This window comes from Clostridium celatum, from assembly GCF_021412605.1.
In the GTDB taxonomy this organism is placed as follows: Bacteria; Bacillota; Clostridia; order Clostridiales; family Clostridiaceae; genus Clostridium; species Clostridium celatum.
Window position 1 is genome coordinate 44,740 of sequence record NZ_JAJKGM010000001.1, and the last position, 25,773, is coordinate 70,512.

Here is a 25,773-nt window from a genome sequence, read left to right on the forward strand (position 1 = left end):
TTATTATAGATATAATATATTATGTGGTATATATGTTTATTTATAAGTAATATTTTAAATTTTATAAAAGATATAACTAATATGAAATTTAATATTTTTGCAAGAGAAAAATTGTAAAACAAATAAAATAGCTGCCTAAAAATGTAAATTAAATAAAAAGTAAAGCTGCTTTTAAGAAATTAATAAAAATATTGATAGAATATGTGAAAATTATGGTAAAATAATAGAAGAATGTTTATAATGTTTAATGTGAAAAAATAATTGTTTTATAAAAGTTTATGATGAAAAGGTGATTAAAAGATGCAAAGAAAGAAAATAAAACAGTTACTTGCTGTTTCAGGGGTAGTAGGTGCAACAATAGCATTAAAATCTGTGCCAGCATATGCCACAGAAAATATGGCTGTAGCAACTATTAATAGGGGACAAGTTGTAAATGTAGATGGTAGCTATTTAAGAGTTAGAGCAGAAGCATCTACAAGTTCAAGCATACTTACTACAATGACTGAAGGTACTACATTTGATATAATATCAAATAGTAATGGATGGTATAAAATTAGTTATAATGGTATTACGGGATATGTGCATGGGGATTACGTTAAAGAATTATATTTACCATCTTATGAAATTACAACAACAGGAAGAGTGTATGATGCAGCTCCTAATTTAAGAGTAAGAAGTAGTGCGTCATTAAATGCATCTATTATTGGATATTTAGTAGATGATACTACTGTATCTATAGTAGGAACTGAAGGTGAATGGTACAAAATAAAATATAATAATAGTTATGGATATGTGCATAGTGATTATATTTTAATTGATGGAACAAATAACGATAACAGTAGTAATAGTGGAAATACTACAGAGATGAATGCAATAGGATATGCTTATAATTTAGATGGGTTAAGCCTAAGAGTTAGACAAAGTTCTTCAACTAGTTCAGCAATAATAGGATCTTTATATGAAGGAGATACTGTAAATATAATTGGTGAAGAAGGTACATGGTATAAAATTAGTTATAATAATTCTATAGCATATGTTAGTAAAGAATATATAACTATGGATAAAGCAAATGCAGAAGTAACACCTAATAATCCAACTCCAGAAGCAACACCAGATGGTAGTGTAACAATAAAAAAAGGACAAGTTATTAATGTAGAAGGTTCAAATCTAAGAGTACGTCAAAGTGCAGATGGAAGTTCTTTTGTTTTAGGTTATTTATTAAATGGGACAGTTGTAGACGTAGTGGGTCAAGAAGGAGCATGGTATAAAATAAACTTTAATGGATCAGTAGGATATGTAAGTGTTGATTATATAAGTTTTAATATATCTAGCAATGGCTCAACTAATGAATCAGTATCTAATTCATATGAGATTATATTAAATGAGCTTAAAAGTCATATAGGAAGTCCATATGTATGGGGGGGGTCTGGAGAAGAGCTTACAACAGCAAATTTACAGATTCTTAAAAATAGATTTCCTGTAGATGCGGCGGCTGGAGAATATAATCATGCAGAAGCATTTGTAGATCAAGGTTACCGTGCTTTTGATTGTTCAGGTCTTATGCAGTGGGCTTTTGCAAAAGCTAATATTCATATAGGTAGAACAACTTATAATCAAATCGAAGCAGGATATGAAGTTAGCTTAAGTGAAGTAAAAGCTGGTGATTTATTATTCACCACATCTATTGGACATGTAGGAATGTATATAGGAGATAATATGTGGATAGATTCATCAACTACTGGAGGATTAATAGGAATAAGACAAGTTCCATGGAGTTCTATAGGAAGAGCAAGAAGAGTTTTATAAATAAAAAGAGGAATTCTACAATATTAAAAGAATAATAATAAGTAAGAGCAGTAAATAATTTAATGTTATAAATATATTTACTGCTTTAACTTTGAGGATAGTGATGGTAAATATAGAAAAATTATTTTTAAATGGTTATGGGATTATTTACATTAGACAATGTGGATATAAAATACTATAATAAAAAATAAAAATATAGTCTAATATAGAAGATTGTGGGATGGCGTATGAAATTTAATTTTTTAAAATTAAAAAAAGAAAATGAAAAAAATAAAATTGAAGAATTACTAAAAATAATTGAAGAGAATAAAATACAAATAGAAGAATATAAAGAAAGTTTAACTTCAGCTAATGAAAAAATTAAGGTGTTAGAAGAAGAATTAAGGATAATAAAAGAAAAGTATTTAGAAGATGAAAATAATTATGCAACAAAAGAAAATAAAGAGGAAATTGAAGTATTAATTTTAGGAAATAATAATATTGATTTAGAAGAGAATATTATTTTAAGTGAAGAGTGTTCTTCTGAAAAGCTAGAACAAAAAGAAGAGTTAGAAAGTAAATCATTAAATGATAAAGATATAGATAGTAAAATTAAAAATGAAGATGAAGTTATTTATAATGATAACAAAATAAAAGATAATAATATTCAAAGTGATCTTTATGAAGAAAATATTTTAACAATATTAAAAGAATATTATCTACTTAACAACGAAGAAAAAATTAAAACTATATTAGATACTATAATTAGTAAGATAAAAATTTTAGAAAAAGAATTTGATACTAATGATATGTTACTTTTGATTTATATAAGTTATTTTAATAATTTATTAGAAAAATTATTAAATGAAAGTGATGAAATCAATAAATATTATTTAAGTAATAGTAGAGAGATGATTTTACTTAATATAATTATAGAAGAAAGAAAATGTAAAGTTTATGAAAGTATAACTGAATGTAGCCAAAATTATATAAAAATTAATAGAAATATTTTTGAAGGTTTTGTAGATGAAATTAAAGAGAAGTTAATTGATGATATTAATAAATTAACTTATAGAGCTTTTAATTTTACTTATAAGATTAATAGTATTGAATATGGTGTAGATACGCATAATATTACAGCTTGGGCTAGAGATAATGAAAATTCTACATGGAGATTAGTAGAGGGATTAGTTTCCGATAGTGGTCATGAATTTTATTTATTACAAACAGTTATTAAAATTTTAAATTTAAGAACTATAGATATTGCGAATTTACCAAAAAAAGAAGAAGAAGTTTCATAAAATAGGATGACTTAAATCATCCTATTTTTTATTAATTTATAAAAATTTGAGTAAGTAAAAAATAATTGATAAAAATAAATATTGAGCTTTAAATTATACTTACTTATTTTTAATTTAATATAATTATAGAAAATAAATGATTAGGAATGATAGCAATGAATAGATATTTGATAGATAGTAATATAATAATTAAATTATGGGAAAGAAATGAGGATAACTTAAGTGAACTAATAAAAGAAAATAAAATAGTAATATTAAAAGATGTTTTAGAGGAAATTTCAATAAAAGAAAAAAGAAAATATAAAGGCAATTATATACTAAGTCAACGATTTTGCGAACTTTTACCAGTATCTATAGAAATAGATAAAAAAGATATAAGTGGATTTTATTTAATCTTTGATTATGAAACTAAAGATAAAAAAGAAAAAAATAAACTGTCTCAAGTAGATTTATTAAATTTATATACTTGTTATATAAATTCAGAGTTAATATTAGTTACAGAGGATAAGGCCTTATTTAATATATCTAAAAGTTTATTAGGAGATAAAAGAGTTTGGTCAATTGACAATTTAATAAGTAGTTTAAGGTAAAGATTGGGGGCTAGTATATCAATAATACAGCCTCTTTTATTATGTAAAAATATATATGGTAGAATGGGCATTACATTTGATAAAATTTCATGAATCTGGAATAAAAATTAGGGAAAACTTAAATAGATATAAGAAAAAAATAATGAGAATAAAATTACATAGTTGTAAATAATTACAAAAAGGATTATTATTAAAAGTAAGAGAGATAAATGTTAATTAATGGTCTACTTTTTAATTATTACGTAAATATAATAGGGGGAAAAGATGTGAAAAGAGAGATGTTAAAAAGAATATTAGCAACAACTATGGCTAGTGTGTTTATTATTAATGGTCTAACTATAACTAAAATTGATGCTTTTGCTGATGTTAATGAAGAAGTAAGTATAAGCATACCACAATTAAGCCAAGTTCCTGAAAGTGTGGAGACTAATGAAGGTGTTTTAAAAATTACATCATCAATTAATTTAAAGGGGCAAGATGTTGCAGATGAAGATGCAATTAGAATTTTAAAAGAGTTTTTAATTGCAAATGATATTACTATTAATGAAACTTATGATGAATCATCAACTACTTTAATAATAGGTGAATTAGAAGATGATATTAAAGAAATGGATGAAGCTAAGGAGAAAATAGGTATTTCTGGTACAGAAGGCTTAAAAGAAGAAGGATATATACTTGCTGTTGAATCAAGTGAAGGTAAAGGTGGAACAATTTTAATTGAAGGTAAAGATGAAGATGGTACTTTTTATGGAGTTAAAACGTTAACGCAGTTGATAGTTAATGACGGTAGTTCTAAATATTCAAATGATGTTGTTATAAGTGATGAACCTACTATGAAGACAAGAGGAATAGTAGAAGGATTTTATGGAACACCATGGTCTAATGAAGATAGATTAGATCAAATAGAGTTTTATGGTGATAATAAAATGAATACTTATATTTATGCTCCAAAGGATGATCCATATCACAGAGAAAATTGGAGAGAACCTTATCCAGATAGTGAAATGAGCAGAATGAATGAACTTATTGAAACGTCTAAAGAAAATAAGGTAGACTTTGTATTTGCAATTTCTCCAGGAATAGATATTAATTTTGATGGAGACAATGGAGAGGCAGATTTTCAAGCTTTAATAAATAAATGCCAATCATTATATGACATGGGAGTTAGAAGTTTTGCCATATTATTTGATGATATAAGTAATAAAGATGGCGTTAAGCAAGCTGAATTACTAAATAGATTTAATAAAGAGTTTGTTAAAGCTAAAGGTGATGTTAAACCTCTTATAACTGTGCCTACAGAATATGATACTCATGCTATGGGAACAATTGATGAGTTAACTAAATATACAACTGATTTTTCATCTACGCTAGATAGTGACATAATGGTTATGTGGACAGGTCCTGTAGTTGTATCAGAAGGAATAGATTTAGAAAATGCTAACTTCGTAAATTCAGTTTATGGGAAAAGAATGGGAATATGGTGGAACTATCCTGTTACAGACTATATGAAAGAAAAATTAGCTTTAGGGCCAGTATATAATGCAGATAAAGCTCTAGAAGGTCAAATAGACTTTTTTACTATGAATCCAATGGAACATGCAGAACTTTCAAAAATAACTTTAGCAACAGGTGCGGATTATGCTTGGAATACATCAGAATATGATTATCAAAAATCCTGGGAAAATGCTATAGAAAAAATGTATGGCGACTTAGCCCCTTATATGATAACATTTGCAAATCATTCATCAAGAATGGAAGCAAGCTGGGCTTCTACTGGAAGAGGAGATGCGCCAGAAATAAGAAGTACTATGGATGATTTACTTAGAAAGATAGTTAAAGGACAAGATGTTACTGCTGAAATTGAAATTTTAAATAAAGAATTTAATGATATGATTGAAGCTGCTGATAAATTAAAAGCAGAATTACCTAGTGAAATATTATCTCATTGTAGTGAAAACTTAGATAAGTTAAAGCTTTTAGGAGAAAATGATAAATTAGCTTTAGAATACTTAATAGCTAAGTCAAATAAGAATACTTCAGAGGCAGATAGACTAAAGAGTTTATTAAATTCAAATATGTCTAGTTTAAATAGTGGTAAAAAGCTTTCAGAAAAAACTGCACTAGCGTTTATAACTGAAGCCTTAAATAGTAGCTTTGAAGCAATAGCAGATTTTGATGTCTCAAGTACTTTTGTGGCACCAGGTCAAGAAGTTAAATTTACAAATTTAAGCTCAATGGCATCATCAGAATTTGAATGGACATTTACAGGCGCTAATATTGAAACTAGTACTGAAGAAAATCCAACTGTAACTTATGAAAAAGAAGGAGTATATTCAGTAACATTAAAAGCTAAGAATGCTTTAGGAAAAGATGAGATTGTTAAAAAGGGAATAATTACTGTTTCAAATGCAGCAAGTACTGAAAAAACTAATCTTGCTTTAGGAAAATCAGTAACTGCATCAGGCTTTGTTGCAGCAGCTGAATCACCAGAAAAAGCTGTTGATGGAAAATCAAATACTAAATGGTGTGCTAATAATGGAAGTACTCATAATTTAACTATAGATTTAGGAAAAATCGATACAATAACAGATATAGTTATAAAACATTCAGAGGCAGGTGGAGAAGCTGCTTCAATGAATACTAAAGCATATAGAGTACAAGTTAGTTCAGATGGAGAAAATTATAAAGAGGTAGTAAAGGTTACAAATAATATAGATGGAATAACTACGGATAGAATTCCTGTAACTCAAGCTAGATATGTTAAGTTAATAGTAGATAAGCCTACTCAAGGTAGTGATAATGCTGCAAGAATTTATGAAGTTGAAGTAATGGGATTAGAAGGTGAAATTGAATTACCAACAATACCAGTAGTTCCAGATGAAGAGAAGGATTCTTTAGTTTATCCAGTTCCTCAAGAAACTACTTATTTATCAGAAGAAGGAATGGAATTAGTAGGAGATGTTAATGTTGTAATTCATGGAGAACAAGAAGAAGCAACTGTAGATAAGTTAGAAGAGATATTAAAAGAAAATGATATAAAATATAATATTTCAGACGAAGTTGTATCTGATAAGGCAAATATAATAATAACTTCAGATAAGGACCATTGTGATAATTGTATAGAAAGTGAATTATTAGAAAATGAAGCTTTAGATAATAAAGAAGGATATGTAATTAAAACTAGTAATGATGAAAATGAAAAGGGTAATATATCTATAGTGGCTTCAGATAGTGATGGAGCATATTATGCTGTATTAACATTAGGGCAAATTTTAGAAAAGAGCGAAAATAATAAATTTGCAGAAGTTGTAATCGGAGATTATCCTGAAATAGAGTTTAGAGGATTTATTGAAGGATTCTATGGAACTCCATGGAGTCATGAAGAAAGAATGAGTCTTATGAAAGATTGCAGTGAATATAAGATGAATACTTATATTTATGCTCCAAAGGATGATCCATACCATAGGAGTAATTGGAAGGATTTATATCCAGAAGAAGAAGCTAAACAAATAGCTGAACTTGCACAAGCAGGAGCAGAAAATAATGTTAATTTCTGCTGGACAATTCATCCAGGAGCTACATTACAATTTACTGAAGCAGACTTCGATGCTCTTATAGCTAAATACGAACAATTATATGATTTAGGTGTAAGACAATTTGGTGTTTTATTTGATGATACAGATGATTGGACTAATGGTAAAAAGCAAGCAGAGTGGATTAATAGAATTGATACTGAGTTTGTAAAGGCAAAAGGTGATGTTGCACCTATGATAGTTATTTCTGCAAGATATAACTCTGCATGGGGACCAAGTATGAACAACTACTTTAAACCATTTATGCAAACTTTACATTCTGATATTCAAGTAATGTGGACAGGTCATGCAACTATGTCTAATATATCTAAAGATGTTATGGAGTGGCCAAAGACACAAACAGGAGTAGATAAAGATTTAGCAGTTTGGTGGAATTATCCAGTTAATGACTATTGTGATTCAAGACTTCTTATGGCTCCTTTACACAATTTAAATACAGACTTAGATAATGTTAGTGGATTCTTCTCAAATCCAATGAATCAAGCAGAAGCTTCAAAGGTTACTTTATATAGTATAGCTGATTACACTTGGAATACAGATAGCTTTGATTATATGAGCAGTTGGGAAACTGCAATAGAAAAGCTTGTACCAGAAATAAAAGAGGAATTTATGCGATTTGCATCTAATACGTCATACCTTAAGGATGATGGTGGTGCAAGTGGAACTTTTGAATATGATGAATCTTGGTATTTATCAGATAAAATAACTGCATTAAAAAGTGCAATAGCTAATAATAAATCAATAGTGGATATTGCAAATGAACTATTAAATGAATTTAGCATAATCCTTTCAGATTATGAAGCTATTACAAATAATATAAATAATGAAGCTTTACTTTCAGAAATAGAACCATTCTTAGGCGCATATAAAGCATTAGGTGAATCAGGGGTAGCAGCTATGAAATCATTAATTGCTGCAGAAGAAGGTAAAATAGAAACATGGCTTGATAACAATAATCTAGCAACAGAAAAGTTAAATGAAATGAATAATTTTACTGTTGATAGAATGGAAGACTCAGGAACAGTACAATATGCTGTTGCTGTAGGAGAAAAAAGACTTAAACCACTTATAAATGATGTTATAACTGCTTCAAGCAATATAATGTCAAAAGTAATGTTTAAAGAAATAGATCCAGAGGTTATAACATCTTTAAACAAAGAGTTAAATATTGAAGTAAGTCTTGAAAGTGGAGTATATTCTATAAACGATATTACAGCTTTAGAGCTTGCTAAAAATGATTATATAGGAATTGCTCTTCCTAAAGCAATTAAGTTAGCAGAGATTAATATTAATGCTAGTGATTATGAAGGATTATCACTTGAATATTCATTAAATGGAATTGAGTGGAGTGAAGCTGAAACAACAATTTCAGATGGTGTAATGAAGACTAATGAAAGTATTGCTGCAACTTATATTAGATTAGTAAATAAGAGTAATAATACAAAGAATATAGATATTAATAGCTTTAAAGCAATACCTGTATATAAGATAACACCAACTATTTCACAAAATATAGGAACTTATCAAAGCTATACTATAGATAAAGCTTTAGATGGAGATAAGTCTACTAAGTATTGGTCAGATAAATCATCTGGGGCAGGACATTATATACAAATAGATTTAGGTAATAAGATACCTCTTTATGATGTAACTGCTTACTTTGGAAATATGGACTATATGAGAAATTCTGAATATCAAATATCAGAAGACGGTATTAATTGGACTTCATTAGGTGAATTACAATATACATCAGAAGGAGATAAAAAGGTAGCTTCTGTAAATGCTAATGGTAAAATGGCAAAATATATTAGAATAATTGCTAATGGAGAAAATTCAGGATATTGGGTTCAATTATTTGAGGTAGAAATTAATAAAACAGTTCCTGATGCTGGAGATGATACTGTTGATTTAGTAGAAGGTACTTTTGATACTGGTAGATGGGATTATCTATATGATGAAGATTTAACAACTGCTTTTGAAGCTGAAAATGTTAGAAATGGTGAAAATTTAATTTATAAGATGACAAGAATAACAAATGTAGAAAATATAGTATTCCTTCAAGATAAAGATAATATATGTGAAGCTACAGTAAGTGTTAAAAATACTAATGGTGTTTGGAAAACTATAGGTGTATTAGGAAAACAATTAAGTGACTTAGCTGTTAATGATGAAATTGTAGAAGTTAAGATAGAATTTGACGCTAGTAAGCCACTTCCAAAAATATATGAAATAATAGTGAATGAAAATAATGAATCAATTGATAAGGAAGTAAATAAAGTAGCGTTAGGAATTGCTATTGAGATTGCAGAGGAAATTACAGATGAAGATTTAGAGAATGTTGTTCCTGTAGTTGTTACTGAATTTAAGGCTGCACTTGAAAATGCAAAGGAAATTTTAAATAATTCTAAATCAACTCAATCACAAGTAGATGCTGCATTTGATAGATTATCATCTGTAATGCAAAAGCTATCTTTCTATAAAGGGGATAAAGCTTCTTTAACTGCTTTAATAGAAAAGATTAATGCATTAAATAAGGAAGAATTTATAACTTCAACTTGGAGTAATTTAGAAACTGCATTGGATGAGGCAAATACTATTGTTAATGATGAAAATGCTTTAGAAAATGAAGTTAAAGAAGGGTATAATAATTTAATTAGAGCATACCTTGAATTAAGATTAAAACCAAATAAAGATAAGTTACAAGAGTTAATTAATAAGATAGAAAGCTTAGATGCAAGTAAATATACAGAAGTAAGCTATAGTAATGTAGCTAAAGCATTAGAAATGGCTAAGTTGGTTCTTAGCAATGAAGATGCTACTGAAGATGAAGTATATAAGGCGAAGAGTACTTTAGAAGCAGCTTTAGGTAGATTAGTAGAAAATAGTGTAGATAAGAATGAGGGTAATAGCTCAAATACTGAAAATAATAACTCAAGTAGTAATGCTACTGAAGACAATATTAGCAGTAATACTGGAAATACTAATACAGGAAACAGTAATAATGTAAGTAGCAGTACTAGTAGTAATGGTAATAGCACTAATAAAGAACAAGGAAAGTTACCTAATACAGGGGGAAGAGCAGCAGGAGTTATTGGAATTTTTGGTACTATGATATCTGCAATAGGAGTAAACTTATTTAAAAAGAAAAGATAAATAATAATACACCTTTAGAATAAAGAAATTAAATTACTTTATTTCTAAGGGTGTTCTTATTATTTTATAGAGTATATTGTATTGCTAATGTGGAGTTAATGGTTATAACTACTATTTAATATTTAAATTAATATTGATATACTAATAAGTGAAACTTTAAATTTGTAATTTAGTTAAAGTTATAATTAATTAAAATATGGAGAAGATAATATGGATTGTTTTAATATTTTAGGAATAAAGGAAGGTGCGTCGAAAGAGGAAATAAGACAAGCCTATGAAAAGCAAGTTAATAAATTTAATAATGAAGTACGTGATAAGAAAAAATTAGATAAGTTTTTAAGTTTATTTAAAGCAGCTTATGATGAATTAATGAAAGAGTTTGAAGAGAAAGAATTAGAAGAGAAAATAATTAAGAATATAGAAGAAGAGTATACAAACAATAAAGGTTTGAATGAAAATGAAGAAATTAAAGAAGCTGAAAAAAAGGTTGAAGAAAATTATGATTTAGATTGTACTGTTAAAATGAGTGCAGAAGAAATTCAAGAAATAATAAGGAAATCTAAAGAAAATACATTAACAGAAAGACATATAGCAATATCTAAAGAGGAGTTTTTATCTTTAGATGACAGTGAAGACGAAGAAATTGTAGAAATTAGAAAAAGAAATAATAAAAATAAACCAATAAAGAGTAAGGCTAAGAAAAAGAATAATAAAAATAATACCAAAGAGAAGAAAGAAAACAAAAATTATACAGAGAAAAATAGTAATGATAGTGATGAAAATAATTATATAAATAGAATGAAAAATAATGAGTTTTCAGAAAATAAAAATGTAGATGAAAAACAAAGCAAAGTCAAAGGACAAAAGGTTGTTGTCAAAAAAAGTAGTGATAATAACAAAATTTTAAATTTAATAAAGGTTCCATTTAAGATATTAGTAATACCGGTAATATTAATCTTATCAATAATTATATTTTTATTTAAGATAATTAATTTAACATGTTTTTTAGTATCTAAGGTAATAATAGTTGGAGCAATAGGAATAGCAGCAATACATGGATATCAAATTTATATTGGTCACCCTATGCAATGGGAAATATTCGCTCTTTGTGCATTAGCAACAATAGTAGCATTTTTCTTACCTACTATAGTTAGAGTAGTTCCTAATATGTTAGGAAAAATAAATACTAGCTTAAAGAATTTTGCATTTTAAATAAAGTGAAAGTATGGTTTTAAACTTTAAGTAGTTAAATTAAAATCATAAATGGCAAATTAATTAATAAATTCAGGAAAAAGAATTTTTAATAATTAATTTGCCATTTTACTTTTATATTTAGATAACGGTATATATTGGTTTTTAGTATGGGTTATAATATATTATTATAATTCAAGCTTTAATTTATAATTAACTAAAGCACTCTTTTTCGGCTGTTTTTATATTTTTAGGTGTATTTTGCCATAGGCCTTGTTTATATCTAGTAAAGCCATAAATACAAATAATAAGATTACTAAAGCTCATAGAAAACCAAATTCCAATAGAACCTACGTTAGTAAAATATTTAAACAGTAAAATCATTGGTATTCTAACAAACCACAATCTTCCGATTTCCATTCCCATAGAATATTTTGTATATCCAGATCCTTGAAAGATTCCTTGAAAAACGCTAAACATTCCCATAAGAGGCATTGAAAAAAGTATATAAGTTAAATAAGTAAGTCCTTCTTCAATTACCTTTAAATCATCTTTTGATTGCATAAAAAAGTTTATAATAGCATCATTATTTATGTACATTATTATGGAGCCAATAACAGTAATTATAATTACTATTATAGAAGCTTTATTAAATGCATCTTTTATTCGTTTAATATTTCCATTACCTAAATTTTGCCCAGTTATAGTAACAAGGGCAGAACCAAATCCCATTGCTGGTTGTGAAATTAATGATGTGATTTTATTTACCATACCAAATGCTGCCATAGTACTGGTGCCATAGGAAGCTATAAAGCTATTTAAAACTATAAAACCTAGAGCAGAACCGGATTGACCAATTGATGATGGTACAGCTATAGAAAGTATTTCTTTTATAAGCACAAAATCCAATTTAAAATTTTTAAATGATGGCTTTAATGGTGATGTACTTTTCTTTAAAATAAAAAATGCCATTACACATAAGATAAATTTAGATAAAAGAGTTGCATAAGCAGCACCTGCAATACCCATTTTTAAAGGAAATATAAAAATAGGATCTAAAACTATATTTATAATAGCGCTAATTCCACTAAGTAATGTTGGAAGGGTAGTATTACCTTGAGCAATCATTATTGAGTTAAAAACAAAGTAAAAAAATAAAAATGGCAAAGACAAAAAAGTAATTCTAAGATATATATTACTGAAATGAGCTAAGTCACCACTTGCACCCATTGCTCTAACAAATAATGGTGTTAAAATAAAACCTATTATAGTAAATATTACAGAAGTTAATAGAGAAATTGCAAATAATTGAGCAGAATATTTTTTACCTTCTTTTGCTTTATTAGCACCAATTAATATAGATAAAAGAGCAGTTCCAGCAATAGAAATTCCTGAACCTATTGAAATAAATAGAAAATCAACAGGCCATACAAAAGATGTAGCTGCAAATTCAACAGAACCAATCATACTAACCCAAAATCCATCTGCCATATTATAAAGACATTGAATTATATTATTAGCCATAATTGGAATAGCAAGTGTAACTAATACTTTATAAATGTTTCCCTTTAAAATAAGATTTTTTCTTCTTTGTAAATCCATAAAATAAGCCCCCTTTAGTATACAATATTTCTATTATATAACATTAATGAAATAAAGTGTATAAAATGAGTGGCGGATAGTGGAAAAAATATCATAAGTATATTATAATTAGAAAAAAATATGGAGGTATAGATATGAATATAGCTTGGATTGGAACTGGGGTTATGGGAAGTTCTATGGCAATAAATTTAAAGAAGAGTGGACATAATGTATCTGTATATAGTAGAACACTTTCAAAGTGTGAACCTTTAAGGGAATACGGTATTGAAGTTAAAGACAGTATTAAAGAATGTGTTAAGGATGCAGATGCAGTATTTACTATTGTTGGCTATCCAAAGGATGTAGAAGAGGTTTATTTAGGGAAAGAAGGAATATTTGAATATGCAAGAGAAGGTGCATATTTAGTAGATATGACAACATCATCACCACTTTTAGCAAAGAAATTATATGAAAAGGGAAATAAATTTCATATTTTAGATGCGCCAGTTTCAGGCGGAGATATTGGAGCAAAGAATGCTACTTTATCTATTATGGTGGGTGGAAACAAAGAGGATTTTGAATATATGTATAATGTATTTGAATGCATGGGAAAAAATATAATTTATCTTGGAGAAGCAGGTAGTGGACAAAACTGTAAAGCTTCTAATCAAGTAGCCATAGCAGGAACTATAGCTGCAGTAGCAGAATCTATAATTTATGCTAAAAAGTCAGGACTTGATCCTAAAACAGTTTTAGATGCTATATCAAAAGGTGCAGCTGGTAGCTGGCAACTACAAAATAATGGTTATAAAATGATAGAAAAAGATTATGAACCAGGATTTTTTAATAAGCATTTTATAAAAGATATGAAAATAGCTAAAGAGGTAATGGATGAAAAAGGTGAAAGCCTTCCTGTACTTAATAAAGTATTAGAAATGTATGAAGAATTAGCTAAGAAAAATTTTGAAGATAAAGGTACTCAAAGTATTATAGAGGAATATCTATAAAGAAGTAAACTAACTTAAATATAGGCTATTAAAAGCAAGTAAATATTAAGATAAATTTAATCACTTTGTAACATAATTGACAAATTTATGTTCTATAATGTATACATAGAGGTGATTAATTATGGGGAAAAATTTAAAATTTGTAAATGAAAAGCATGAGAAAAATTATATAAGTTTAATTAATAAATTTGTTAGTAAAATAAATAAGGATATTGATGTAGTATTAAAATTAATTAGTATTGATGAAGTTTATAATATTGCAAAGGAATATATAAAAGGAACAACTATAGAGTTTAAAGAATTATTAAATGATTCAAGAATGACAAACACAGCATTATTTATAGGAGAGCTAGCATATAGCTTTTTAATTAAGAAGTTTGCAGTAAAATCCATATCAAGTACAAGAAATTTAGATACGGATACAAGAAATTTTATTATTAACTTATTAGATTCATATGCAACCCTCGATAAGCAGAAAATTAGTTGTGCATAAATCATAAGTTTTGAAATGTAAATAATTTAATAATGCTGTTTAAGTAATGTTAGTAATGGCAAATGAAAGATTAAATTTTCTTAGAAAATATAAATCTTCATTTGCCATATTTATTTGAAATAAAATTATTGCTTTATAGGTTTTTATTATTGATTTCAGCAGATAATAAAGTTTAAAAGTAGTTGAATACATTAGTCAAATTAATTTACAAACTGATAAAGTATTTTAATTAAAGATAAGGAGAGATAAAAAATGAAAAAGTGTATGTATTGCAAAAAAGAGTTAAATAAGGATTATGTAGATAATAAAATAGGAGTATTTTGCTCAGAAGAACATTATGATAAATATTTAAGTGAGCTTAGTGTTGAAGAATATATAGAGTTACAAACTTCTATATGTGTATGTAGTGATGAATAGTTAAGTAAATTTTATATAAAAATATTGAATTGATAAAAAGATTTTATTATAATTTAAAGGTATTTCGTTGATAAATTTGGGAGATACTGTTTTAATTCAGAGCCGAAGGGGAAAGTGCGGCAAACTCTCAGGCAAAAGGACCAAATTTTGAGAAAACTCTGGAAAGCTCATATAAGACACCGACGAAGCAATCTTAAATGTAGTAAGAGAATCTTTCAGGTAAAAAGACAGAGGCGCAATTATTTTAATAATTAGTCTTAATCTATATTTTTAAGGGGGATTTTAGTTGGACTACATTGCTATTTTAGAGTATATTGGTGTTTTTGCTTTTGCAGTATCAGGAGCTATTGTTGCTATAGAAGAAGAGTTCGATATTTTTGGAATATATATAATAGCTATAATTACAGCAATGGGTGGAGGAGTATTAAGAGATATAGTTACTAATGTTGGTATACCGGTATTTTTTACTAGCTATAAAACTATACCATTTATTATAGCAGGAGCATTACTTGCTATAATATTAAAAGGAAAAGTTAAGTATAAAAATTTATTTATGTTTATTGATGCATTAGGATTAGCTGCATTTTTTGTATCAGCAGCAAGTAAGGCAATAGAAAGTAATTATAATTTTATGGTTTTTTCATTTGTAGCTGGAATAACTGGAGTTGGTGGTGGAGTACTTAGAGATATTATAACTAATAGAAAACCACAAATATTTAAAAATGATATTTATTGTGTTGCAGGAGTTATAGGTGTAACTATATTATGGTTTATTTATCCAGTGGTAGGATTGGAAACAGCTCAATTCATATCTTTAATAATTATAATAGCTATTAGGGTAATAAGCTATCATAAGGAAATTAACCTACCGGTTATAAGTGCATAAATTTAAAAAAAGACTAATATTAAAATAGGATAAAAGCAATTATATAAATAATAAAATAAATTTATTTGTTAAAGTTGGACAAAAAGTGATTATGTAACTTAATTAAATGTTATATAATCACTTTTTGTTTTTTTTTATTGTAAGAAAATTTTAAGAAAATCTTAAAGGAAAAAATAAGAAGATAAAGGAAAAATGGGGTAAAATATAATATGAAGTATATAAATAACAAATAGTGTGAAATGGGGGAGCTTAATGAAAAAAGGAAAAAGTAAAAAAATATTTAGCTATATATTACTAATTTTTATTTTTAACTTAATAATGCCTAATATACAGGTTAGTGCAAATGAAAAGAATAGTAATTATAAAGTAACTATAGATTATGGAATTGATGGTAAATATAGAGCTCAAAAGTATATGCCTATAGGTATTAATGTAGAGAATTTATCAGAAGATTTTAATGGAGAAATTGAGGTAAGAGTAGCTAGTGATTCACAAGGTGGATATGATGCATATGCTAAAGAAGTAAATGCTAAAGCAGGCGAAAATATAAATGTATCAATTCCAGTAAAGTTTATTGAAAATTCAACTAAAGGAACTATATGTTTAATTAATAATAATAAAGTAGTTTATGAAAAAGAATTATTACTTTTTTCAGGGCGAATTAATGATGCAAATGTTTTTACAGGGCTATTAACTGATGATGCAACAGCATTAGGTTATTTAGGAGAAATATCCTTTAATACCTCTTATTCAACAGCTGGAAAAATTAATACTGTTAATTTAAATTCAGATATTATAGGAAATAATTATTTAAATATTGATGGTTTAGATTTAATAATAGTAAATAATTATAATATGGCAAATTTAAAAAAAGAACAATATGATGCTTTAAATACTTGGGTAAATAATGGAGGAACATTATTAATATCAGCAGGAGCTAATGAGAGTAAGACTATAAATAATATAGACAAAAGCTTTTTAAATATTTCTTCAAATGGAACTAATGAGAAGAATGTAAAGTTAATAAATGAAAGTTTAAATTTAATATTATCATCATTGAATATAGATGATGCAAATGTAGTATATGGAGAAAATGGTCAAGAGTTAGTATATTCTAAGAAAAAGGGAAGTGGTGAAATTTTAATAACTACTTTTGATATAGGCACAGAACCTTTTATATCTTCTAAAGATGCAAGTAGCCTAATGCAAAATATATTAACTCCAATATTTGATAAAGTTTATGAGAATATAACTCAAAATAATTATTGGAATTACAGTTATGGAATTAATTCTATATTAAATTATATACCAGTAGAAAATATATTAAGCACAACTACTGTTGTAATAATACTAGCTATATATGCAATTACAGTAGGAATAGTGCTTTATCTAGTTTTAAAAATGGTAAAAAGAAGAGATTTAACTTGGGTTATACTACCAGTATTAGCAATTGCTTTTACAATATTTATTTACTTAATTGGTGGGAAAATGAGAGTAAATGATGTAATTTTAAACTCTTTAAATATTATTTCTGTAAATGAAGATGGAAAAGGTGAAGTAAATGGTTATTTAGGAATTGGTAGTAAGTATAAAGATAATCTTGTAATAGAAAAAGATGAAAATTTAGAAATGAAATATATAAATAGTGATAATTACTATTATGGAGAAGCTGGAAATGAATCAATAACAAAATTAAGAGTGAAGACAACTTATAGTAATAATAATTCTTACTTTACTTTTTCAGATACTGATGCTTCAGATATAAAAACATTTAAAGTAAAGGGAGAAGAAGTTTTTATACCTAAATTTGAAGGAGATTTTAACTTAAAAGATGGCACTTTAAATGGTAGTATAAAAAACAATTTAGACACAGACGTTAATAGATTATTAGTAGTAACAGGTAATAATATTTGGGATTTAGGCCAAGTAAAAAGTGGTGAAGAAATAAAAATAGAAAATTTAAAATCTTCAAGTACTAGTGGTTTAGAAAGTTATTCATCAATTATGACTGATGAATACTATCAATCAAGATGGGATAAAAGCAAGGATGAAAATGATCCTAAGTATAAATATGTTTTAAGATATTCTAATTTATTAAATGTATTAAGTAGTAATGAATATTTTAATAGTATTTCAAAAATTATTGCAATAACAGATATGCCTGTAGAATATGGATTAAATTTAGGAAAAAAATCAGTATCTAAATTTAATACAACAGCAATAATTCAAGATATAGGTATAAACTTTAAAGATGATGAAGGGAATATTAATTTCCCAGAAGGATATTTTAATCCAGAATTAAATTCTTTAGATAATAATGCTTATGTTGATAGTTATAATGGATTTGTTTATGGACAAGGAGAAGTAATCTTTGATTATAAAATTGATGAAAATATAGATATTAAAGAGGTTACTTTTAAAGTTGGAACTGATAGATGGGGATATGAATATGGAAGAAATGGTGAGTATTACATCTATAATTACAAAAGTAATGAATATGAAAAATTCTTATTATCATCAGGAAGCTATAAAGTAGATGAAATTTCAAATTATACTTTAAATAATGTAATTAAAGTAAAGCTTGAAGTTAATAGAGATAAGGAAGATAGTATGGCTCCTAAAATAGTTGTAAAAGGGGTGGAGAAATAATGCTAGTTATAAAAAATCTTGAAAAATCTTATGGCAATTTTAAAGCTTTAAATGGATTGAATTTAGAAATAAAAAAGGGTGAAATATTTGGATTTATAGGACCTAATGGGGCAGGAAAAAGTACTACTATGAAAATTATTTCAGGACTTTTATCACCAGACAGTGGAGAGGTTTATGTTGATGGAATTGATGCTATAAAAAACAATAGAGCATTAAAAGATAAAATTGGATATATGCCAGACTTTTTTGGAGTTTATGATAATTTAAAGGCAATTGAATATCTTGAGTTTTATGCATCTATTTATGGAATTATAGGAGAAGATGCAAGAAAACTTTCTATGGATTTATTAGAGCTTGTTAATTTAAAGGATAAGGCTGATGCATATGTTGATGGATTATCTAGAGGTATGAAGCAAAGATTATGTTTAGCAAGATGTTTAGTTCATAATCCAGAACTTTTAATCTTAGATGAACCAGCATCAGGGATGGATCCAAGGGCTAGATATGAAATGAAGGGGATTTTAAGAAATTTAAAGGATATGGGAAAAACAATTATAGTTTCATCTCATATATTACCTGAACTTGGAGAAGTATGTACAAATATAGGAATAGTTAAAGGTGGAACTATAGTATGTCAAGGAACTGTAGATGAAATTATGACAAGGGCAGCAGGAGCATCCCCTATAGTATTTACTGTTATGGATAAAGAAGAAGAGGCTATTAAAATATTAAAAGAATTACCTAATATTTCTGATATTAAAGTTGATGGTAATAAGATAACTGCAAGTGTAAGTGGAGATGATATTGAAGTATGTAATGTTTTAAAAGCATTAGTATTAAAAGATATACCAGTTTTAAATTACAGTAGATCAGTTGGAAATTTAGAAGATGTATTTATTCAAATAACAGCAGATAGTGATGAAGAGTAGGGGGGAGAAATAGTGAGATTAAATCCAGTTTTAAGAAATGAAAGCAAGCTTGCAGTAAGAAGTATAAAATTTACATTAATGATATTTGCATATATAGCAATATTATCAGTTGCAGCAGTAATTTACTATAACTCATTGAATTCAGAGGTTTTTGTTAACGGATTAAACCTACAATCATCAGTTATGTTTTATGTAGTAATGGCTATTGGTCAAGCTGTACTATTAATGTTTATAGTACCATCATTAACATCAACAGCAATATGTTCAGAACGTGAAAAACAAACTTTAGATATATTACTATCATCAAAATTAACGCCACTTCAAATTATAGTTGGAAAAGTTTTTGCTTCATCATTAAGAGTCATAGTACTTATAATATGTACAATGCCTTTATATGCAATATGTTCATTAATAGGAGGCGTGAAATTAAGCAATATTATAGAACTTATAATATTCTTTATAGTAAATACAATATTTGTAGGCTCTATAGGGGTTTTTGTATCAACATATGTAAAAACATCAAAGGTAGCAACCGCATTAAGTTATGGATTAGTATTATTTATTTATGTAGGAATAATAGTTATTGCCTGGGCAATATTTATTATTTCAATGATGAAATTAAGTTCTAGTGGAACAATGATAAGCGATATGCCTAAGGTTTCACCAATAGTTTATTTAAGTCCAGTAGCTGGCTTTGCAAGCTTGCTTATAAATCAAGTGGGATTAGGGGCAGAATTTAATTATATGTTAATTGAACTTGGAATGAATCAAAATACTGAATATATTTCTATAGTAGTACAATTAGTTCTTTCAGCAATATTTATATATTTAGCAGCTATTAAGCTTAATCCACTTAATAAGAATTTTAGAAAAAAATCTAAAAAAGTAAAGGAGTAGTAATATGAATTCTTTAGATAAAGCTATTTTAGATTTTATAAATAAAGCATCTAAAAGAATTAAAGCAAACTTCTTAATAAATTTGAGCATAGTGGCATTAAAGATGCTACTATGCTTAATATTTAGCTTACTATTAATATCACTATTTATAACAATTCCATATGTAGAAGAAATTTCTTTAGGGATATTAGTGGTGGGATTAATAATTGCTTTAATATATGGAGTTATAAAGGCTCCAAACAAAGAGAAAGTTTCTTTAATTGTAGATTCAAAGGGATTAAATGAAAGGCTTATTACATCATTAGAGCTTATAAACTGTGAGGATAATATAGCAATAGCTCAAAAGAAGGATACAGTAGATAAAATTAAAAACTTTAATATTAAAAAGAATTTAAGAATTAGTATAGATAAAAAACAAGTATTATTATCTTTAGGGCTTATATTAATGTGTATTTTAGTTATGTTTGTGCCAACAGCATCAAGAAAAAATGCAAAAAATATAAGAGAATTTAATAAAATGCAAAATGCAATAATAGAAAAAGTTGAAAAAGAAAAGAATGAAATAGAAAAATCAGAGGATTTATCAGATATAGAAAAAGAAGAGATTAAAAAGATTCTAGAAGAGGCAGAAAAAGAATTAAAAGAAAGTGAAAAGCAGTCTGAAATAAATAAAACCTTAGAGAGATTAGAAAAGAAGCTGGAAGATAAAAAGGAAAAATTATCTTCAGATAAAGCAAAGGAAACTTTAGAAAAAACTAAAAAAGACTTATTAGATGATTTCAACAAAGAAAAAGAGACTAATGCAAAAAAAGATGTTAATAAATTAGTAAATGAATTAATGAAAAAAGAAGAAAGTAAGGATTTAGGTGAAGCTATATTAAAGGGAGATGAAGAGGCAGTAAATAAAGAATTAAAAGAGCTAGAAAATAAATTATCAACAATGAGTAGTTCAGAATTAAGTGCTCTTTCAGAAGCTTTAAAAAATGCGGCTTTAGATATAAGTGATGAGGATTTACAAGAGGCATTAAAAAATGCTTCAAGTGCAGTTTTAGATAAAAATATTGATGCAGAAAGCTTATCACAGGCTATTACAAATTCAGTGAATAATAGTAATGGAACAAGTAATAATTCAAGTAATCAACAATCAAATAATAATCAAAGTCAAGGAAATAACCAAGGAAGTGGTTCAGGACAAGGACAAGGAAGTGGATCTGGCCAAGGTTCTGGAGCTGGTCAAGGGCAAGGATCGGGAAGTGGATCAGGAAGTGGCGGTGGCCAAGGAGGAGCAGGTTGGAATACTGGTAGTACAACTGGGCATGAAAATGATTTAGAAAACAATCCAGGAGAACAAATATATATTCCAGGAAGAAATGAAGGTAGTGATAATAACCTTACTGGAAATAAAAATGAAGATGGAAATTCGCAGCAAATAGAAACTGAAAATGGCCTTAATATAAGCGGTGAAAAGGTAGATTATGATAAGGTAATTGGTGATTATAGCAATAGTGCTTTAGAAGGCGCTAATAATAGTAATTTACCACAAAGTTTAAAAGATTTAATTAAGAATTATTTTGAAGGATTAAATTAAAATGATATGTTGGAGTATATAAGAGGTGAACATTATGGAAATAAATGAACAATCAATAATAAAAGTTGCAGAAAAAATAAAGAGATGTGAAGAGGAAATAAGCAAGGGTATAATAGGTCAAAAGGATATTATAAGAAATGTTTTAATAGCAATATTTGCAGAAGGAAATGTGCTATTAGAAGGTATGCCAGGAATGGGTAAAACTCAATTAGTTAAAACAATAGGAAAAGTCTTAAATTTAGATTTTTCAAGAATACAGTTTACACCAGATTTAATGCCAGCAGATGTAGTTGGAACTAATATTGTAGTAAAGGAAAATGATAATACAGTATTTAGATTTGAAAAAGGGCCTGTATTTACAAATCTTTTACTAGCAGATGAAATTAATAGAGCAACACCTAAAACTCAATCAGCACTTTTAGAAGCAATGGGGGAAAAAACAGTAACTGTAGGTAAAAAGACTTATGAAATGCCAAAGCCATTTATGGTGCTTGCAACTCAAAATCCAATAGAGCAGGAAGGAACATACCCTCTTCCAGAAGCACAAATTGATAGATTTTTATTTAAGCTTAATGTAGAATTTCCTAGTTTAGATGAACTAAAGGAAATTATGGATTTAACTTTAACTAATAATAAAGTTAATTTAGAAAATGTATTAGAAGGAAATGAAATATTAGAGCTTAGAGATATTATTAAAGAAGTTAAAATTGCAGAGCCAGTTAAGGAATATGCATTAAAGCTAATACTTGCAACACATCCAGAAATAGAAGCTGGAGCACAAATAGCTAAGGAGTATTTAGAAGCAGGAGCTAGTCCAAGAGCAGCACAAGGAATTATTGCAGGTGCAAAAGTTAGAGCTGTTATGGAAGGAAGATTTAATGTATCTTTTGATGATATAAAAGAACTTGCTTATCCAGTACTTAGACATAGATTGGTTTTAAACTTTGATGCAATAACAGAAGGATTAAATGAAGAAACTATTATTTCTAAAATATTAGAAGAGTTAAAGGTAGTGTAAAAAATGAGTGAAAAGATGTTTAATGAAGACTTCTTTAAAAAGCTTAATAAAATTAATATGTATATAAATTTCAAACTTAGTGGTGGTACTCAAGGTGGAAGAAAATCTAAAGCAAAAGGTGTATCTGTAGAGTTTTCAGATTATAGAGAATATGCACCAGGAGATGATTTTAGAAGAATAGATTGGAATGCTTATAGCAGGTTTGATAAATTTTTTATAAAAGTCTTTATGGAAGAAAGGGAAGGTGTATTTAACTTTTTTATTGATAAAAGTAAATCGATGGATTATGGAAAAGACAATAAAAAAAATACAGCTTTAAAAATAGTAGCAGCTTTAAGTTATATTGCTTTAAATAATTTAGATAGAGTTAATATAAGCACTATGAATGATGGTAGTTTAGAAAATATAAAAACAAGCACAGGAAATAGAGGCTTTCAAAAAATATTAATGGATTTAGAAAAGATAAAGTTTGATGGAACAACAGATTTAAGCTCTAGTATTAAGAAAAGACCTTTAAGTATGAGAGGGATATCCATAGTAGTATCGGATTTTTTAAATAATGAAGGGTTAGAAAGTTTAGAAGATGGACTAAAATATTTAGCATATAAGAAGCAAGAAATAATTTTAGTGCAGGTTTTGTGTGATGAAGAAATTAATCCGGATTTTAATAATGAAATTACACTTATAGATAGTGAAACAGGAGAAAATATAAAGCTTAGTGTAACACCAGCACTTATTAACGAATATAAAGAAACACTAAAAATTTATAATGAGAAAGTAGAAGCTTTAGCTAAAAAGTATGGTGGAAAGCTTATAAGTGTTAATTCATCTATGAATATAGAAGAAATAATATTAAGTGAATTTAGCAAGCGAAAAGTACTTTATTAGGGGGAGGATATTATGGGGTTTACTAATTTATGGCCGTTATTTTTGTTATTAACTATTCCTCCAGTAATAATGCTTTATATATTAAAGAGAAAGTATAAAGAAGAGGTAATATCTTCATCTTTATTATGGAAGGACGTTTATAAAAATACTAGAGCAAATACGCCATGGGAAAAGTTTAAAAAGAATATAATGCTATTATTACAAATTATAATAATATTATTTATAATTTTAGCTCTTATGAAACCTTTCTTGAACTTTGGTGGAAAGTCATACAAAAATATTATTATGGTAATAGATAATAGTGCTAGTATGAATACTTTATATGATGATAAAAGTAGGTTAGAGCAAGGTAAGGAATTGGCCAAGGAATACTTAAATGGTATTAAGGATGGTACTAATACCTATATAATTTCTTATGACAATACTTCAAACTTACTTTTAAATGGAGATTTTAATAAAGATAAGGCAAGAAGTATTATTGATAATATAATGCCAAGTTATGCAAGTGGTGATATTAGTGAGGTAACATCTTTTGTTAAAGCAATAGGAGAAGGTATTGGAGAAGAATATGAAGCTTTAATTTTTACAGATAAAGAAATATCACTTCAAGATATAAATGGAAAGATAATTTACTTAGCTAATAGTGGATTAAATGGTTCTATAGATAACATTTCTCATAAGTTTATAGAAGACAAGGTTAAGGTTATAGCTACTGTAACTAATAATGGAGATAGTGTATATGAAGGGGATTTTTCATTATATGAAGGAGATGAATTATCAAAAGTAGAAGCAGTAAACTTACAAGTAGGTGAAAGCATAACTTTATCTTTTGAACTTGATAATATAAATAGTGAATATTTAAAAGGTGAGTTATCAAGAAAAGATATACTAGTAGAAGATAACACCTATTATCATGTTATAAGTGAAAATAAGATAAATAAAGTATTATTAATAACAAAAGAAAATGTATTTTTAGAAAAAGCCTTTGGAGCAATTGAAAATACAGAAGTTTATAAAACAAATGATCCATCCAATATAACTAGTACAGATGATTATGATCTTTATGTATTTGATAATTTAATGCCAGAGAGCATCCCTACAAAAGGAAGTTTATTATTTATAAATCCTAGTTCTAATGAGCTTTTTAATGTTTTAAAAGGTGGAGAATTAGGTGAAGCTACAGCAGTTAAAGGTGAAGTTTCAACATATTTAGAAGGTACTCAATTTACTTTATCAAATTATAATATCATTGAAACTCCTTATTATGGTAAAAATATTTTAACTATAGATAATGATTCTATTGGATTTAAGGGTGAATTAAATGATAGAAAAATAGCAGCTTTATCATTTGATTTACATAATAGTGATTTTGCGCTTAAAAAAGAGTTTCCAATACTTATGTATGAGCTTGGGGAAGATTTAATTTCTACAGGTATGGTGTATAGTAGTAATTTTAAATCAGGGGAAAAAATAGTATTAAAATCATCAGATTATGAAAATGAAATAAAAGTAGTTTATCCAAATGGAGATATAGAAAACTTAAAAGCTGGTGAAGAAGTAAATAGTAGTAAATACTTAGGTGTATATAAGTTAAATCAAAATGAAACTAAAGAAAGCTTTGCTGTTAATTTTCCAAGCAAAAGTGAAAGTAATACTTCAGTTCAAACTATTGGAGAAAATGAAAATATAATAACTTCAAAAGGTCAGCTAAAAAGCGGAATTAATTTAGGGCCATTATTTATATTACTTGCAATGATAGTAGTGGCAATTGAATGGATATTATATAAGAAAGGTAATTAGGAGGAGA

At 27.2% G+C, this 25,773-nt stretch carries 17 protein-coding genes and 2 riboswitches; of the genes, 16 read left to right on the plus strand and 1 reads right to left on the minus strand.

The features are described 5' to 3' along the window. The first annotated feature begins 300 nt into the window (after nucleotides 1-300). The 5 genes from LPC13_RS00195 (at nucleotide 301) to LPC13_RS00215 (ending at nucleotide 11,634) form a co-directional block, all read left to right on the plus strand. Nucleotides 301-1,806: a C40 family peptidase gene (locus LPC13_RS00195; RefSeq protein WP_005214156.1), complete on the plus strand. Its 1,506-nt coding sequence runs from the start codon at nucleotides 301-303 to the stop codon at nucleotides 1,804-1,806. A 227-nt stretch (nucleotides 1,807-2,033) separates the two neighbouring features. After that, a complete protein-coding gene (locus LPC13_RS00200; RefSeq protein WP_040419709.1) occupies nucleotides 2,034-3,086 on the plus strand; it encodes a hypothetical protein in 1,053 nt (350 codons plus the stop codon). A 155-nt stretch (nucleotides 3,087-3,241) separates the two neighbouring features. Next, nucleotides 3,242-3,676, plus strand: coding sequence for a PIN domain-containing protein (locus LPC13_RS00205; protein ID WP_040419707.1), 435 nt, complete (start codon nucleotides 3,242-3,244; stop codon nucleotides 3,674-3,676). Nucleotides 3,677-3,942: 266 nt separating this feature from the next. Next, on the plus strand, nucleotides 3,943-10,422 hold the full coding sequence (locus tag LPC13_RS00210; protein ID WP_051040709.1) for a beta-N-acetylglucosaminidase domain-containing protein: 6,480 nt from the start codon (nucleotides 3,943-3,945) through the stop codon (nucleotides 10,420-10,422). 210 nt (nucleotides 10,423-10,632) lie between these two features. Next, on the plus strand, nucleotides 10,633-11,634 hold the full coding sequence (locus LPC13_RS00215; protein WP_234088449.1) for a J domain-containing protein: 1,002 nt from the start codon (nucleotides 10,633-10,635) through the stop codon (nucleotides 11,632-11,634). A 192-nt stretch (nucleotides 11,635-11,826) separates the two neighbouring features. On the opposite strand, the gene LPC13_RS00220 is transcribed toward LPC13_RS00215, so the two are convergent. Further along, a complete protein-coding gene (locus tag LPC13_RS00220; RefSeq protein ID WP_234088451.1) occupies nucleotides 11,827-13,215 on the minus strand; it encodes an MATE family efflux transporter in 1,389 nt (462 codons plus the stop codon). Between the two features lie 134 nt (nucleotides 13,216-13,349). Here LPC13_RS00220 and LPC13_RS00225 point away from each other — a divergent pair, with 134 nt between their 5' ends. The 11 genes from LPC13_RS00225 to LPC13_RS00275 all read left to right on the plus strand — a co-directional run bounded on the left by LPC13_RS00225 (nucleotide 13,350) and on the right by LPC13_RS00275 (nucleotide 25,766). After that, the gene (locus tag LPC13_RS00225) at nucleotides 13,350-14,201 is read left to right on the plus strand and encodes an NAD(P)-dependent oxidoreductase (RefSeq protein WP_005214145.1); all 852 of its coding nucleotides are present in this window, start codon (nucleotides 13,350-13,352) and stop codon (nucleotides 14,199-14,201) included. A gap of 121 nt (nucleotides 14,202-14,322) precedes the next feature. Next, nucleotides 14,323-14,694, plus strand: a complete 372-nt coding sequence (locus LPC13_RS00230; protein WP_005214143.1) for a hypothetical protein — start codon at nucleotides 14,323-14,325, stop codon at nucleotides 14,692-14,694. Between the two features lie 252 nt (nucleotides 14,695-14,946). Next, nucleotides 14,947-15,111, plus strand: coding sequence for a hypothetical protein (locus LPC13_RS00235; protein WP_005214142.1), 165 nt, complete (start codon nucleotides 14,947-14,949; stop codon nucleotides 15,109-15,111). A 67-nt stretch (nucleotides 15,112-15,178) separates the two neighbouring features. Beyond that, nucleotides 15,179-15,264, plus strand: a riboswitch (glycine riboswitch). Nucleotides 15,265-15,267: 3 nt separating this feature from the next. Then, a riboswitch (glycine riboswitch) is annotated at nucleotides 15,268-15,344 on the plus strand. A gap of 53 nt (nucleotides 15,345-15,397) precedes the next feature. Next, a complete protein-coding gene (locus LPC13_RS00240) occupies nucleotides 15,398-15,997 on the plus strand; it encodes a trimeric intracellular cation channel family protein (protein WP_005214140.1) in 600 nt (199 codons plus the stop codon). A 252-nt stretch (nucleotides 15,998-16,249) separates the two neighbouring features. Beyond that, the gene (locus LPC13_RS00245; RefSeq protein WP_040419705.1) at nucleotides 16,250-18,646 is read left to right on the plus strand and encodes a type 1 glutamine amidotransferase family protein; all 2,397 of its coding nucleotides are present in this window, start codon (nucleotides 16,250-16,252) and stop codon (nucleotides 18,644-18,646) included. After that, nucleotides 18,646-19,575, plus strand: a complete 930-nt coding sequence (locus tag LPC13_RS00250) for an ABC transporter ATP-binding protein (protein ID WP_005214138.1) — start codon at nucleotides 18,646-18,648, stop codon at nucleotides 19,573-19,575. Before LPC13_RS00245 ends, LPC13_RS00250 begins: the two co-directional genes overlap by 1 nt. Nucleotides 19,576-19,587: 12 nt before the next feature. After that, nucleotides 19,588-20,472: an ABC transporter permease gene (locus LPC13_RS00255; RefSeq protein WP_005214137.1), complete on the plus strand. Its 885-nt coding sequence runs from the start codon at nucleotides 19,588-19,590 to the stop codon at nucleotides 20,470-20,472. 4 nt (nucleotides 20,473-20,476) lie between these two features. Continuing rightward, nucleotides 20,477-22,060 carry a hypothetical protein gene (locus LPC13_RS00260; protein ID WP_005214136.1) on the plus strand — a complete coding sequence of 528 codons (1,584 nt, stop codon included), beginning with the start codon at nucleotides 20,477-20,479 and terminating at the stop codon, nucleotides 22,058-22,060. Nucleotides 22,061-22,094: 34 nt separating this feature from the next. Then, nucleotides 22,095-23,078: an AAA family ATPase gene (locus LPC13_RS00265; RefSeq protein ID WP_005214135.1), complete on the plus strand. Its 984-nt coding sequence runs from the start codon at nucleotides 22,095-22,097 to the stop codon at nucleotides 23,076-23,078. Between the two features lie 3 nt (nucleotides 23,079-23,081). Beyond that, on the plus strand, nucleotides 23,082-23,966 hold the full coding sequence (locus LPC13_RS00270; RefSeq protein WP_005214134.1) for a DUF58 domain-containing protein: 885 nt from the start codon (nucleotides 23,082-23,084) through the stop codon (nucleotides 23,964-23,966). Nucleotides 23,967-23,978: 12 nt separating this feature from the next. Next, nucleotides 23,979-25,766 carry a vWA domain-containing protein gene (locus tag LPC13_RS00275; RefSeq protein ID WP_005214133.1) on the plus strand — a complete coding sequence of 596 codons (1,788 nt, stop codon included), beginning with the start codon at nucleotides 23,979-23,981 and terminating at the stop codon, nucleotides 25,764-25,766. Nucleotides 25,767-25,773: the final 7 nt, after the last annotated feature.

What these genes read in the sequence shown, in the direction of transcription:
- LPC13_RS00195 (WP_005214156.1), top strand. Translation starts at nt 301, where the DNA reads ATGCAAAGAAAGAAAATAAAACAGTTACTTGCTGTTTCAGGGGTAGTA.
- LPC13_RS00200 (WP_040419709.1), top strand. Translation starts at nt 2,034, where the DNA reads ATGAAATTTAATTTTTTAAAATTAAAAAAAGAAAATGAAAAAAATAAA.
- LPC13_RS00205 (WP_040419707.1), top strand. Translation starts at nt 3,242, where the DNA reads ATGAATAGATATTTGATAGATAGTAATATAATAATTAAATTATGGGAA.
- LPC13_RS00215 (WP_234088449.1), top strand. Translation starts at nt 10,633, where the DNA reads ATGGATTGTTTTAATATTTTAGGAATAAAGGAAGGTGCGTCGAAAGAG.
- LPC13_RS00220 (WP_234088451.1), bottom strand. Translation starts at nt 13,215, where the DNA reads ATGGATTTACAAAGAAGAAAAAATCTTATTTTAAAGGGAAACATTTAT.
- LPC13_RS00225 (WP_005214145.1), top strand. Translation starts at nt 13,350, where the DNA reads ATGAATATAGCTTGGATTGGAACTGGGGTTATGGGAAGTTCTATGGCA.
- LPC13_RS00230 (WP_005214143.1), top strand. Translation starts at nt 14,323, where the DNA reads ATGGGGAAAAATTTAAAATTTGTAAATGAAAAGCATGAGAAAAATTAT.
- LPC13_RS00235 (WP_005214142.1), top strand. Translation starts at nt 14,947, where the DNA reads ATGAAAAAGTGTATGTATTGCAAAAAAGAGTTAAATAAGGATTATGTA.
- LPC13_RS00245 (WP_040419705.1), top strand. Translation starts at nt 16,250, where the DNA reads ATGAAAAAAGGAAAAAGTAAAAAAATATTTAGCTATATATTACTAATT.
- LPC13_RS00250 (WP_005214138.1), top strand. Translation starts at nt 18,646, where the DNA reads ATGCTAGTTATAAAAAATCTTGAAAAATCTTATGGCAATTTTAAAGCT.
- LPC13_RS00260 (WP_005214136.1), top strand. Translation starts at nt 20,477, where the DNA reads ATGAATTCTTTAGATAAAGCTATTTTAGATTTTATAAATAAAGCATCT.
- LPC13_RS00265 (WP_005214135.1), top strand. Translation starts at nt 22,095, where the DNA reads ATGGAAATAAATGAACAATCAATAATAAAAGTTGCAGAAAAAATAAAG.
- LPC13_RS00270 (WP_005214134.1), top strand. Translation starts at nt 23,082, where the DNA reads ATGAGTGAAAAGATGTTTAATGAAGACTTCTTTAAAAAGCTTAATAAA.
- LPC13_RS00275 (WP_005214133.1), top strand. Translation starts at nt 23,979, where the DNA reads ATGGGGTTTACTAATTTATGGCCGTTATTTTTGTTATTAACTATTCCT.